The sequence below is a fragment of the Mucilaginibacter sp. BGA-UO-ETr-C110 genome, from assembly GCF_059567985.1.
In genome coordinates this window covers 1007337-1021474 of record NZ_JCAQPB010000002.1, presented here as the reverse complement: position 1 = coordinate 1021474, position 14138 = coordinate 1007337, and the positions used below count along the sequence as shown (strand labels likewise).

The 14138-nt window shown below is 41.6% G+C and carries 10 protein-coding genes; 3 read left to right on the top strand and 7 right to left on the bottom strand.

The window, feature by feature from the left end; all coding sequences use genetic code 11:
- Positions 1 to 146: 146 nt before the first annotated feature.
- The 3 genes from AC57BQ_RS05680 to AC57BQ_RS05670 form a co-directional block, all read right to left on the bottom strand.
- Complete coding sequence (locus AC57BQ_RS05680; protein WP_496405342.1) at positions 147 to 1394, bottom strand: hypothetical protein; 1248 nt, start codon at positions 1392 to 1394, stop codon at positions 147 to 149.
- Between the two features lie 200 nt (positions 1395 to 1594).
- Positions 1595 to 2245, bottom strand: a complete 651-nt coding sequence (locus AC57BQ_RS05675) for an HD domain-containing protein (RefSeq protein WP_496405341.1) — start codon at positions 2243 to 2245, stop codon at positions 1595 to 1597.
- A 68-nt stretch (positions 2246 to 2313) separates the two neighbouring features.
- Positions 2314 to 3177 carry a helix-turn-helix domain-containing protein gene (locus AC57BQ_RS05670; RefSeq protein ID WP_496405340.1) on the bottom strand — a complete coding sequence of 288 codons (864 nt, stop codon included), beginning with the start codon at positions 3175 to 3177 and terminating at the stop codon, positions 2314 to 2316.
- 164 nt (positions 3178 to 3341) lie between these two features.
- On the opposite strand from AC57BQ_RS05670, the gene AC57BQ_RS05665 reads away from it, so the two are divergent.
- Entirely contained in the window at positions 3342 to 4610 is a 1269-nt protein-coding gene (locus AC57BQ_RS05665; RefSeq protein WP_496405339.1) for an FAD-dependent monooxygenase, read from the top strand.
- Between the two features lie 31 nt (positions 4611 to 4641).
- Here the strand turns inward: AC57BQ_RS05665 and AC57BQ_RS05660 are convergent, their stop codons facing one another.
- Entirely contained in the window at positions 4642 to 5007 is a 366-nt protein-coding gene (locus AC57BQ_RS05660) for a response regulator transcription factor (protein ID WP_143013958.1), read from the bottom strand.
- Between the two features lie 192 nt (positions 5008 to 5199).
- Here AC57BQ_RS05660 and glgX point away from each other — a divergent pair, with 192 nt between their 5' ends.
- The gene (gene glgX / locus AC57BQ_RS05655) at positions 5200 to 7350 is read left to right on the top strand and encodes a glycogen debranching protein GlgX (protein WP_496405338.1); all 2151 of its coding nucleotides are present in this window, start codon (positions 5200 to 5202) and stop codon (positions 7348 to 7350) included.
- Between the two features lie 240 nt (positions 7351 to 7590).
- Here glgX and AC57BQ_RS05650 read toward each other — a convergent pair whose 3' ends face one another.
- Entirely contained in the window at positions 7591 to 8112 is a 522-nt protein-coding gene (locus AC57BQ_RS05650; protein WP_496405337.1) for a TetR/AcrR family transcriptional regulator, read from the bottom strand.
- A gap of 274 nt (positions 8113 to 8386) precedes the next feature.
- On the opposite strand from AC57BQ_RS05650, the gene AC57BQ_RS05645 reads away from it, so the two are divergent.
- A complete protein-coding gene (locus AC57BQ_RS05645) occupies positions 8387 to 9496 on the top strand; it encodes a mechanosensitive ion channel family protein (RefSeq protein ID WP_496405336.1) in 1110 nt (369 codons plus the stop codon).
- Positions 9497 to 9572: 76 nt separating this feature from the next.
- Here AC57BQ_RS05645 and AC57BQ_RS05640 read toward each other — a convergent pair whose 3' ends face one another.
- Together AC57BQ_RS05640 and AC57BQ_RS05635 are read right to left on the bottom strand one after the other, a co-directional pair.
- Positions 9573 to 12992 carry an efflux RND transporter permease subunit gene (locus tag AC57BQ_RS05640; RefSeq protein WP_496405335.1) on the bottom strand — a complete coding sequence of 1140 codons (3420 nt, stop codon included), beginning with the start codon at positions 12990 to 12992 and terminating at the stop codon, positions 9573 to 9575.
- 24 nt (positions 12993 to 13016) lie between these two features.
- Positions 13017 to 14120, bottom strand: a complete 1104-nt coding sequence (locus tag AC57BQ_RS05635; RefSeq protein WP_496405334.1) for an efflux RND transporter periplasmic adaptor subunit — start codon at positions 14118 to 14120, stop codon at positions 13017 to 13019.
- Positions 14121 to 14138 lie beyond the last annotated feature (18 nt).

The window sequence follows — 14138 nt, the reverse complement described above, 5'->3', positions numbered from 1 at the left end:
ACGGTCGGGTAGGCAAAACTTATCAGACCGTTTTGTTTTTGTAGAGAAGCAAAGAAGGGTCTGTCACCCTGAGCTTCGTCGAAGGGTAGAGCGCAGAGGCCTCCCCACCATGCTTCGACGGTGCTCAGCATGACAGCCTTTTTATCTTATTTGCCTTTAACCCAAATATCCCGTATAGTATCCTCATCACCGTGCCCATCGGGTACTTCGGCGCTCGGGTTATTGGCATAGTACCAGCGTTTTTTATCAATAGGCGATGTGGTTTGCCTGCCGCCTGGCATTTCCAGGTGACCGTTCGGATCGGTTTTCTTTAGCCAGTCGTACGCATAATGCAACCATTGGGTACGGTAGGCTTTATCCTGATGAGCAAACCAGCTGATCTCATCATAACCCCAAACCCAAAAAGGGATGTCGCCCGCATTTTCTACGCCTGGCTTTTTACTCACCCCATAGTTATCAAACTCCACCAGGTATGGCAGGTGTTCGCAGGTCCAGCCGCTGGGCGTAATACCGCCCTTGCTGCGCAGGTAAAGTGCATCTGTATGACCAGCCTGTAGCGTAGCCTCCTCGGGCTTACCCGGAGTTTCCATAATGCGGAGCGGAAAGGCATGGACATCCATCAAGAGCTTGCCGTTGCGTACAAAACCTCCGCTGGGTACGTGCGAATCACAAATGATCATATGCCTGCGGGCATGTTTGTTGGCATAAGCGCGGATCAGGGCCAGGATCTGCGCGTAATTATCCAGGTTAGAATCGTTTTTATTCATCAGCTCTACCTGTCCAAAATGGATCCCTTCGATACCCGCGTCGATATATGATTTTGCCAGAAAGTAAAAGAATAATTTGGTTTCGGTCCTGCTTACATCGGGTACGGAGCCCCTGCCCCATTGATTTTTAAACTTGCCATCGGGGTAAAGCATATCGACATAGCTAAAATTTCGTTTTTGTACCGGTATGCCCAAAGCTTCAAATGCCCATGCGGGTATGGTCAGTTGTTCTACTTTGGGAGTTACGATCTCGAAGATGCAGGCTTGTAAAATAATGTCGGCGTCGGCTGCATGTACCTTTGCGGCCAGTTCTTTTTCTTTTACCAGGTTCTGGGTGATCTCATCTTCCTCGCCCCACTGGCAAACAGCCCGGCCGATAAACTTCGCGCCGATATTTTTGATCATGCGCAGGTTATCGTCAAAGTTACCTTTACCCACCAACAGGCTTTGCATGGTGATGGAACGATCGAGATAGTTTTCCAATACCTTACGCGATATTTTTTTGTCGAATTGATAATCGCCGCCGTCAGGCGGCGTGGCAGCCTTACTGAGCAGGCAGATACATAACAGGGCTGTTACCATAGCACAGCCACAAACTCTTTTTAGAATTAATACAGGTAGATTCATTATCCAGGTTTTAACAGGTTTGCGAAGCGGGGTATAGCACAAAACTATAACCGGGAATAAATATTTTATTAAAATATGATTAATGGTGAAGAGAGAAATGTCATTTCGAACGAGGAACGAGGAGAAATCTTTTGCGCCTGGCTCATCGCTTGCAAAAGATTTCTCACTATCGTTCGAAATGACATTCGATCACAAAAAACTTACTCACTCCAAGGCGAATGCAAAATACAGTCGCAGAAATTCTTGCGGTGAAAGTTCGGGATCATGAAGGCACATACGTCGGCTTTGATATTGCCAAAGGTAGTTTCTGTTTTATGCTCAAAACCGCTGAAGAAAGTAGGGATAATATTCTTCTTGAAATCATTACGCGGAAAGGCATGGATGATCTCTTCCCTGTTTTCAGTGCTCAGGTTTTCATAACCCTCACCCATGACATCCAGACCTACCCCCGAATACATCAGGGCTACCTCAGGTTCTTTGTGCTCAGCAATGCCGATGGTGGTGTGCAGGGCGATGGTATCCCAAACCAGTTGTAAGGATTCCTTGGGCAGTCCATGACTTTTCAGAAAATCGCGGGCGGCATTGGCGCCGTCCACCTCAAAACGCAGATCGGGGCTGCTATAATGTTTGGTTAAACCCAGGTCGTGAAATACCGAGCTCACGTATAACAGTTCGGCATCATACGGTAAGTTATTGCGTTTTCCATTCAGCGATGAAAAAAGGAATACCCTGAGCGAATGGTTATAGATAAATTCGGTACCATGCTCTAATAAAAGCTCGGTGGCCTGGGTGGCGATAGTACTATCTGGGATGCTTATCCCGGCAATTGTTTTTATTTTATTTACAGACATATTTTGTTGATTTTATATCAGCAAAATTAGCTGTGCTATGTGTCCCGGTAAATGTTAAAAACGGCTGATCACATGCCAATATTTACAAAGCGATCGCGGTAATCGTTGGGTGATATCAGCGTGTTTTTCTTAAAAAAGTGACTGAACTGGTCGGGTGTTGAAAAGTTAAGATGATAGGCTATCTCCTTAACCGGTTTGGACGAGAATTGTAGGGAGCGTTTGGCTTCGGCAATGATCTGTCCGTTAATAATATCCTTAGCACCTTTACCACTGCAACGCCTGCACAGATCAGACAGTTTACGCGCCGGGATCCCCAATTGACGGGCAAAATCGGCAACCTCATGCGTACTTTGATATTGGCTGCTCACCAGCTCCAGGTATTGCCGGTAAACCTGATTTTCATAACTATCGTAGCCACGGGCAAGTGAAGCGTTCACATTGGCTATCTTGATCATGATGATCTTTAAATAAGCGGCCATGGCATCCAGCTTATTAGGATAATCATCTTTTAAAAATTCCAGGTAAAGGGTATGAAACAGGAGATTCAATTCTGAATGATCAGCGCTACTCAAGGGCAGTTGCTGGTTGGCCGCGGCATTATTAAACATCACCGCCTTACAATTGCTGGCACTATCTGGCGCCTTTTCCCAAAAACAATCACCGAAAGAAAGCTCGTAGCCGGTTATAGTAGCTCCTTCCTCAAAAGAATAGAACTGACCTTTTGCCAATAAAAACAATTCGCTACCTGAGATTGGATAAACATTGTCATCTATCCGGAGGGCACCGCTTCCTTGTTTAAGTATAAAAACGCGGTGATAATTGATCCTGCAAACAGTTGAGGTTTCAAAAACATGATCGTGCAAATAATTGATGGCAAAGGAGTCTTTCAATTCCTTATCAATCTGCATCCATAAATGATCTTGTTTTTCCATTGTGGTAACAAACCTATAAAACCATCGTGATTATAAAGTCATCGCTGTTTAAATAATTTCAATTTAACTTTCCCCGTATTCACCGATAATTTAGGGTATTTGACCGAAATCCATTAAAAAAAGCTACATCCCCCTCATCATATTTGAATGTTATTTGACGACCTATGATGAACAACGACTTAAACAACAGGAATATTTTAATATCAGGCGCAAGCATAGCCGGCCCTGCCCTGGCCTATTGGCTAAACCAATATGGGTTTAATGTTACCGTTATTGAAAAGGCGCCTGAACTGCGTAAAGGAGGTTATCGCATCGACCTTCGCGGGGTGGCTACAGATGTAGCTCAACGTATGGGTATTTTAAACCAGGTGAAGGAATTAAATACGGCCATGCGCGGTTCATCCATGATAGATGCCAACGGGAAACGATATGCCGACCTGAATGATCCCAATATATTTGGCATGCGGCAGGATACCGACATAGAGATTATGCGGGGCGAACTCTCGGGCATACTTTATGACGAAACAAAAGAGCAAACGGAGTATATTTTTGATGATGTTATTACAGCCATAACACAAACCGATGAATGCGTAACGGTTACTCTTAAAGATGGCGAACAACGTGACTTTGACCTGGTTGTTGCTGCCGATGGTTTACGATCAAATGTGCGCGGCTTAGCTTTTGATAAGGAAAAGATATCTGTTGATCATCTGGGATATTTTGTATCCATTTTCACCATTCCCAACTATTTTAACCTCGATCACTGGGAGCTGAGTTACCCGGCTGTAGGTAAAATTGTAAATATATACAGCACAGGTAAGGGCCAGGAGGCCAAAGCCTTATTGATGTTTGCTGCACCAGCTACGGAATATGATCATCGCGATATAGCCCGGCAAAAACAAATGGTGATTGATCATTTTAAGCATGAAGGACCAGCCATCGCCAAAATCCTGGATGCTATTCATGATACGCCCGACTTTTACTTCGACGCCATAAGCCAGGTAAAAATGGAAAGTTTGTCCAATGGCCGGGTAGTATTACTTGGCGATGCCGGTTATTGTCCTTCGCCCGCTTCTGGTCAAGGTAGCAGCCTCGCCTTGGTTGGCGCTTATATATTAGCTGGCGAACTCGCGGCCTCACCCGGTAATCATCAGGTAGCATTTGCCAATTACGAGAGTCAAATGAGATGGTTTGTGAAAGCTAATCAGCAGTTAGGGGTAACCGTTTTAAAAGAAATGGTGGCTAAATCAAAAAGTCAATTATGGTTGCAAACAACCATGCTGCGGTTATTGCTTCAACTGCCCTGGAAAGAAAAGATATTTAAAAGCTTCCTAAAAGAAATGCAACGGACTGTAGACGAAGCTGCCAACTTGATAGAGCTAAAAAGCTATGACCATTACAAATTACAGGCTATAAAAAGCGATCAATTTTGATCGCCAAACATCCATCTTATTTAATCAATAATTAAACCAAATGTTTCAGATGTTTATCTACTGCTTCAATCAGTTGGGTCATTTCAAAGGGTTTACTCAGGTAAGCATCCGCCCCGCAATCACGGGCAGTATCTGCCAGATTTGCCCATCCTGATATCAACACCACCGGGATATGACTGGTTAAAGGATGATTTTTGATAGACACGCATAACTCACTGCCAAAGCCATCTTTTAGCCTGTTATCAACCAGTACCAGGTCGGGCATGTGTAATATGACTCCCTTTATTGAATTTTTATCCAGGGAAGCAGCGGTATCGTAACCCTCCTCCCGCAGAATTAGTTGTATAGCTTCGGACAGATCGGCATCGTCCTCCACAATAAATATTTTCTTGTTCATAGGTTTATTGGTATAGATAAACAAATTTACATAGCCCAATATTAACAATCAATTACTAATTAAGTTATTTAAAAATAAAGTAATACTTTGACGCTGTTTTTACACAATCATGTTTAATACCGGGAAACATGGCTATGCTTAAAACAATTTTCTTTAATTTCAATTTGAAAGTACTGACAGCTAAATACACTTATGAAAATAGTAACATATCCCGGAAAACCATTTCCACTTGGTGCTATCTGGGATGGCGAAGGAGTTAACTTTACACTTTATTCTGAAAATGCTACCGGGGTCGATCTTTGTTTATTTAATGGTGTTCATGATGAGGTAGAATCGGCACAAATACCCATCACCGAATATTCCGAATTGATATGGCACATTTACATACCAGATTTAAAACCGGGACAGTTATATGGTTTCCGGGTATATGGGCCATATGAACCCGAGAAAGGTCATCGTTTTAACCCCAACAAATTATTGGTTGATCCATATGCAAAAGCTATTGCGGGAACGATTAATTGGAACGACTCATTATTTGGATATGAAGTTGGCAGCCCGGAAGAAGATCTTAGTTTTAGCAAAACAAATAGTGCCGCCTTTATACCTAAATCCGTAGTAATTGATCATAATTTTGATTGGGGAGATGATAAAAGCCCCAATATCCCATACTACAGGTCGATCATATATGAGGCTCATGTAAAAGGGTTCACCAAGCTTCATCCCGGCATACCTGAAAACATCAGGGGAACATACGCGGGTATGGCGCACCCGGTAGCTATTGCCTATTTAAAAGACCTGGGTATTACGGCCATTGAATTAATGCCGGTACACGATTTTCTTTCCGACAGGCATCTTGTTGATGAAGGATTGACCAATTACTGGGGCTATAATACCATTGGCTTTTTTGCTCCAGACGCACGTTATGCTTCATGCAGCGTATTGGGCGAACAGGTTACCGAATTTAAAAACATGGTTAAGGAGCTTCATAAGGCCGGTATAGAGGTTATTCTGGATGTAGTATATAACCATACCGGCGAAGGCAGCCATATGGGGCCTACTTTATCATTCAGGGGGATAGATAATGTATCCTACTATCGCCTGGTGGATGACGACAAAAGATATTACATGGACTATACCGGCACAGGTAACACGCTGAATGCCAATTTACCCAATGCGTTGCGGTTGATGATGGATAGCCTTCGTTACTGGATAGAAGAAATGCATGTTGATGGCTTCCGTTTTGATCTGGCGGCTACCCTAGCCCGCGAACTGCATGAGGTGAACCGTTTAAGCGCGTTTTTTGACATCATACACCAGGACCCTACCATATCACGCGTTAAGTTAATTGCCGAGCCCTGGGATCTTGGTGAAGGCGGGTATCAGGTTGGTAAATTTCCCGCCGGCTGGGCCGAGTGGAATGGTAAATACCGCGATTGCATCCGGGATTACTGGAGCGGAGCTGAAAGCACCCTGGCCGAATTTGCAAACCGTATAACCGGCAGTTCCGACCTGTACAAATCATACAGAAGACCAACCGCCAGTATCAATTTTATTACTGCTCATGATGGCTTTACGCTAACTGATCTGGTGTCATACAACGAAAAACATAATGAAGCCAATGGTGAGGACAATAACGACGGAGAAAGCCATAACCGGTCATGGAACTGCGGGGTCGAAGGCCCAACCGTTGATAATGCCATTAATAACTTACGTGCCAAGCAAAAAAGGAATTTTTTAACAACGCTTTTCCTTTCGCAGGGGGTGCCGATGATTGTTGCCGGTGATGAAATAGGCAGAACCCAGCAGGGAAATAACAACTCCTACTGCCAGGATAATGAAATTTCATGGGTAAACTGGCAAAATCAGGACAAAGAACTATATACATTCACCCGCAAACTCATTAGTTTACGAAAAGAACATGCTGCCTTTTCGCGTAAAAACTGGTTCAACGGGCAATCTATTAAGGATGACGGCATTGCCGATATAGCCTGGTTTTTGCCCGATGGTTCTGAAATGAACGATGATAACTGGAGCCATGATTTTGCCAAATCTGTAGCCGTATTTTTAAATGGATTAGGCTTGCACAGCGTTAACGCAGAAGGTGACAAGGTTGTTGATGATAGTTTTTACATCATCTTTAACGCCCATGACGAACCCTTGAGTTATAAACTGCCGCACCAGGAATACGCCTATGATTGGGAACTCCTGATTGATACGGCCAACCCGGCTGATAAGGGTGCAACACGAACATTTAAAGCCGAAGATACGATACAGATTGACGGTCGATCGGTCGTATTACTTCAACATCAGCTTATCCATGACGAGGGAACAAAACAGCAATAGCTTTATCTGGAATCATTTAAACACAAAAAAGCAGAATGGATATGCTCCATTCTGCTAAATCACTCTAAAACAATCACCTCTTATTAAATAGGAAGTATCTTTCAATAAGCAAGGTATTAATTAAAATAGCCCTGATTATTTGTACACTCAAAGTTATCTATAATAACTCTCGTGATTGTTTGTTTATCTATCTTTTGACTAATAACTGACAGTAAATCAACTTCATTAGTTACGGATGACTTAATACATCAAGCCTTTTATAAAAATATCTATCAGCAATAATCTTTTGGTATGTATTTCTTCCAGATGTTCTTTACGCGGGAAGTTTATTTTCTTTTGCGATACGGCGCTAACTTTAATACCATGCAAAGCATCCAATAACAGATCAACAATTTCCTCAGGATTTTCTAAAGGTTTAATAGCCCCCCGTTCTATTTCGGTTTTGATGGCTCTGCTCAATAAATTCAGTTCGGCAAGGTGAACCTGCTCCACTATCTCCCAAATGGTATCCGGAAGGTTTTGTTCATTAAGTCTGAAAAAATCAAAGAAATTGTAATTGCTTACAATAAAATCGTGATTGGTATTTATCTGAAAAACAAAAGCGTCTTTTAAATTAGCAAAAGTGTCAATATTGTCTTCCAGGTTTTTGATGTAATCATTGGCCAGTTTACGCATTACTGCAATGTACAACTGGCTTTTATCAGGAAAGTAATAATAAAGCAATGCTTTTGACATTGACAGGTCACCGGCAATTTCATTCATGGTAGTTTTTGAATAACCATAATGTAAAAACCGTTGATGGGAAGCGTCTAAGATTTTTTCCCGCTTTATATCCTGATGGTCATTGCCTGCAGCCATTTGATCTATAAATTATTATATAATTCTAAAGTCAGGTCACAATTCCTGACTTTTTTAACAAAACTATCAAAAATTCTATAAATATAAGTACCAAGGCCTGTTACATGCGTTATTGCTAAAACAATTTTACATTCTAACTATTTTCAAGTTAGATTTCATAAACACATCTGCTATAAACATGGAAAATAAATTGCCACCCGGTTTGCTCGAGTTATCGCAACGCGTCCCCTCCATCATATGGGATCTGGCCATTGCGGTAATAGCTATTTTAGTAGGACTTATTATCAAGTTTATAGTCACCAGCCTTTTCAAAGTATACGCCAAAAAAGAAACCTCTTATTCTTTTTTCAGGTCGGTGATCATTAACCTGGGCAGGGCTATTACCTATTTTATTCCACTTTTTCTGCTCAACCTATTCATTCCCTTTATGCGGATGGATAAAATTTATGTAGCTCCGCTCGATAAGACCATCGAAATATTACTAACCATTTCCTTTGCAGGCATATTGGTTCGCTCCGTAAGGATACTGGAAGATTATATCTATCACACTTATGATCTGAATAAAGCCGATAATTTAAAAGAGCGGAAAATACGAACACAGATACAGTTTATGCGAAAGCTTTTGGTGGTGGTTATTGTTTTTGTGACCATAGCTATCATCCTGCTGAGTTTTGAGAGTATGCGTAAGATTGGTACCGGGTTGTTAACTGGTGTTGGTATAGGTGGTATTATTGTGGGTTTTGCGGCTCAAAACTCGTTAGGCAATTTATTAGCCGGTTTCCAGATCGCGTTTACGCAACCCATACGTATTGATGATGTACTGGTGGTTGAAGGCGAATGGGGCCGTGTGGAAGAAATTACGCTTACCTATGTTGTTTTAAAAATATGGGATGAACGCCGGCTTATATTACCTATTAACTATTTTATACAAAAGCCCTTTCAAAACTGGACGCGTACATCTGCCGATATATTGGGCACCGTGTTCTTATATATGGATCATACCGTACCGATAAATGCTATCAGAGATGAGTTTGAACGATTGATCGTAAAAACACCCTTATGGGATAAACGGGTAAAAGTAGTACAGGTAACCGATGTAAAAGAGCGCGTTATCGAGATCAGGGTACTCATGAGTTCGCGTACATCTTCTGACGCATTTGACCTGAGTTGTTACATTCGCGAAAATCTGATCACCTTTATACAGCAAAACTATCCGGGTAGTTTACCAAAAACCAGAAATGACTTAGGCGATCTGGAAAAATACATACAACCCCAAGACCGCGGATAAACTAAATGTTTTTAAACAGAAAAGAGGCTGTATCATTAATCAATGATGATACAGCCTCTTTCAATTTTTATATCAATTAAACCGTTTCGATTTCCAGAACCTCTTTATGCGGCTCAACCGATTTTTTACCAAAAAGTTTGGCTTTAAGATTGTAACGGATAATGTACATACAAGGCACCAGGATCAGGGTAATGACGGTTGCAAACCCAAGTCCGAATATCATTGTCCAGGCTAATGGCCCCCAGAAAGCCACGTTATCGCCACCAAAGTGAATATGTGGTTTAAAGTGTGTAAATAACCCCACAAAGTCAATATTAAAGCCTACAGCCAGTGGTATCAAGCCTAATATGGCCGCGGTTGCGGTTAGTAATACCGGGGTCATACGGGTATGCCCAGCTTCTACCACAGCATCATGAAGGTTAGCACCCTGCTCTATGAGCATATCCGTAAACTCAACCAACAATATACCATTACGCACTACTACACCTGCAAGGGCAATGATACCTATACCGGTCATAACGATAGACATGGTCATGCCGAAAATACTCACCCCCAGAAATACACCGATAATACTCAGGAAAATTTCGCTGATGATAATGAATGTTTTACCAATGGAGTTAAACTGCATCATTAAGATGATCAATATCAAACCGAATGATGTAGCCAAAGCTCCTAACAAAAAGTTCATAGCCTCCGCCTGGTCTTCCTGGCCACCGCCCTGTCTGATACTAATATTATCTGCCTTTTTAAAATTATTGATAGCCTGTAAAATATTAGCATTTACTTCGTTAGGGTTAAATGGTTTTATAACATTTGATCCCAGGGTAAGCACTCTTCGCTGTTGTTTACGCTTAATGTTACTAAAGGTATTGGTATACCGAATATCGGTAAAGGCAGATATAGGCACCTGGCGTATGGCACCACCGGTAGCTAAATCGCGATACGTTATTTTTAAATTACGCAGTTCATCAATATTGCCGCGTTGTTGTTCCATCGCTCTCACCTTTATCTGGTAATCATCCTCTTTTGTGTTTCTGAAATCGGCTGCTTTTCTGCCGAAAATAGCTGTATTAAGATTGTCGGTTATTTGAAAACTGCTGATACCTTCGCGGTTAGCACGCTCACGATCAATATCAAAAACAATATCAGGTTTATCACTTTGTACATCGGCAATCAGGTTTTCAATACCGGCAATGTTCTGTTTATCCAGGTAGGTTTTTAACCTGCTGCCTGTTTTTACCAGCGAATCAAGATCATCACCAATAATTTCAATACTAATATCTTTTTGTATCGGGGGACCGCTGGCTTCCTGCGCAACGGCTATTTTAACTCCGGGTAAACCTTGTACCGCGCCACGTATTTTAGCCAGCGCCACTTTAGTATCCTGACCGTTTCTTTTACCAAACTCTACAAAAGCCACCGTTACCTTACCTTTATTTTCGTAATCGCCCTGGTCTTCATCCGTGGGGTCTGTTACGCCTTTGGTAACATTTGAAATAATGGATGATACCATCCCTTTGTAAGGTTCAACTACTTTGGCTACGCGCTGCTCAATTTTCCTGGTTACTTCATTGGTTGTAGCCTGGTCGGTGCCAATAGGCATAGTAATATATACGTAGGCAAAGTTAGGGTCGCCCGAAGGGAAAAATTCCGGCGTTTTGCCTATCGTAGCCAATAAAACAATGGATAGAATAAACAAAGCAACTGTTCCTAAGACCATGGTAATAGGACGTTGAACAGCCTTTTCGAGCCATTTAGCATACCAGTTTTTAAATTTAGGCCATGCGTTGTTCTGAAACCGGTCTATTACCCTTAACAGAAAGAAATGGTTTAACAGGTATAATGCCATGATAAAAACCACCAGATTACCAATACCCACATTCATAAGGTAGCCCAATACCGCGGCCACGGCCAGATATATGAGAGCCCTCCTGGTTTTTTTATCGAATTTGGGATTATCATGTTCGCCCGGATGGTGCGGTTTCATAAAATCGACCGCGAATACCGGGTTGATAATATAAGCCACAACTAAGGATGCCAGTAAGGTGATAATGAGCGTAATAGGCAGAAAGAACATAAACTTCCCGATAATGCTATTCCAGAAAGCCAGGGGTACAAATGGGGCCAGGGTGGTCATTGTGCCCGAAAAAACCGGCATAAACACTTCGCCTGCGGCCATTTTGGCGGCCTGTTTAATAGGCACTTTGCCATTGGCAAAAATACGATGCGTATTTTCAATCACCACAATAGCATCATCCACCACAATACCTAATGCCAGCAGGAAGGAGAACAGTACGATCATGTTCAGGGTAAAACCGATGGCCGGCATCACCAAAAACGCGATGAAGCACGACAACGGTACCGAAAGCGCCACAAATATGGCATTGGTGGTACCCATAAAAAACATCAGAATAACAGTAACCAGTATAAACCCGATCACAATGGTATTGATCAGATCGTTAAGAGTAGTACGGGTTTTATCTGATTGATCGCCGGTTACCACAATGTCCAATCCTTTAGGAAATACTGTTTTCTGTTTAGCCTTTATCAGGTCGTTAATTTTATCCGATGCTTCAATCAGGTTTTCTCCTGCTCTTTTACTTACGTTAAGCGTAATTACGTTTTTAAATTTGGGGTTGTCGTTGGTTTTTAAGCGTGCATAACTTTCCTGCTCTAAAAATGAGTCCTTAATTTCAGCAATATCTTTTAAATAAACTGCTTGTCCTTTCGGGTTACGAATAATCATAGCAGCTACCTGGTCTGCATTTTTAAAATCCTGTTTAATATCAATACTACGGCGTATACCATCTGTTTTTATAGTACCTGCAGATGATAATATATTTTCGTTGCCAACTGCCTGGGTAATATCACTAAAACTTATCTGTGCCGCCGCCATTTTATTCATATCAACGTTCACCTGTATTTCAGGAGTTAAGGCGCCTACTTCATCAACTTTTGATATTTCTTTATAGCTTTCAATCTCATCTTTTAAAATATCGGCATATTCTTTTAGCTTCTTCAGGTCATAATCGCCGGATATGTTAATGTATAAAATAGGCTGATCGGCTACGTTAATGTCAGAAATAACCGGTTCTTTAAAGTTGTCATCATTCTGTGGCAAATCCTGCTTGGCTTTGTCCACAGCATCTTTAACATCAATCTTGGCATCCCTGGTCTTCACATCCATATTAAACTCGGCTGTGATAATGGATACGTTTTGAACCGAGTTTGAAGTAACTTTCTTTAAGCCTTTTAACGATTTTAACTTCTTTTCTATCTGCCGGGTTACCAGATTCTCCACATTTTGTGGCGACTGGCCTAAAAACGTTGTAGTTACAAAGATTTTAGGTATCGCAATGTCCGGAAAATTTTCCTTTGGCAAATTGTTGTAGCTTATTAATCCCAGCACGGTAACCAGGAATATGAGCACATAAATGGCCGTTTTGTTGTCAATGGCCCAACTTGAGGGCCCAAATTCTTTATTCAGATCTTTCATAATCAACAGATCAAACGTTAATAATTAATTAGCAGACTGTAATACCTTAATTTTATCACCATCCTCAATTTCAGTAGCCCCTTCGGTAACCAGCTCATCGCCACTTTTTAATCCCGACAATATTTCGGTGTTGCCGCCATAAGTTGTGCCCGATTTAACATTCACTTTTTTAGCGGTGCCATTTTGATTCAGATAAACATAATCACCATTTTCTGATTTCAGGATAGCTTTAACCGGCACTACAATGGTGTTAGCTTTGGAGTAATTGGCTATCTGGATAATGGCGGTCATGTTTGGACGCAAACTTTTACGTACAGGTAGTTTTATTTCAACACCAAAGCTTCTTGATGTAGGGTCAATAACTTTAGCGGCAAAAGTTACTTTGGTAACTAATGAATCCTGGGCATCAGGCACTGATATTTTCACTTCATTACCCGTATTTACGCTGCCTGCATAAGATTCAGGCACATCAGCCTTAATTTTTAAAACATCAGCATTCACCACCCGGATACCCGTTTGGCCTGGCGATGCAGCCTGACCTAATTTAAGATCCATCTGATCAATAGTTCCATTAATAGGAGATACAATACGGTATTGGCTGGCTTGCTGTTTTAACCCGGCTAAAACTTTTTTGGCAGTTTGCAGTGTTGTTTGCGCTTGTAAAAACTGTACCTCGGTACCTATTTTTTGATCCCAAAGATTTTTTTGACGATTGAATAATGTTTGGTTTAAATTAACCTGTGCTTCGTTCTGGGCTATATTTTGTCTCAGCACATTATCATCAAGCTGGGCCAATGTTTGTCCTTTACTTACGTGCTGCCCTACTTTTACATATATGGCGGTGATAACAGCCGAGGCCTGCGGATAAGCAGTTACATTATCCTGGGCATCAATTTTACCTTGTATCTGAACATAATTGGTAAACTGGGCTGGTTTTATAGCAATAGTGCTTACATCCGTAGTTTTAGAGGAGTCTTTTGAACCAACCTCGGCCTGTAGCTTGGTTATCTTTGAATTCAGATCAGCCTGTTGTTTTTTCAAGTCGGCCAATTCAGCCGATTTATCCTTAGGTTTATTGGAGCAAGCTGCCAAAAAAATGAAAGCTGGTATGTATAGTAGTTTTTTCATTTGAATAATTATATAGTA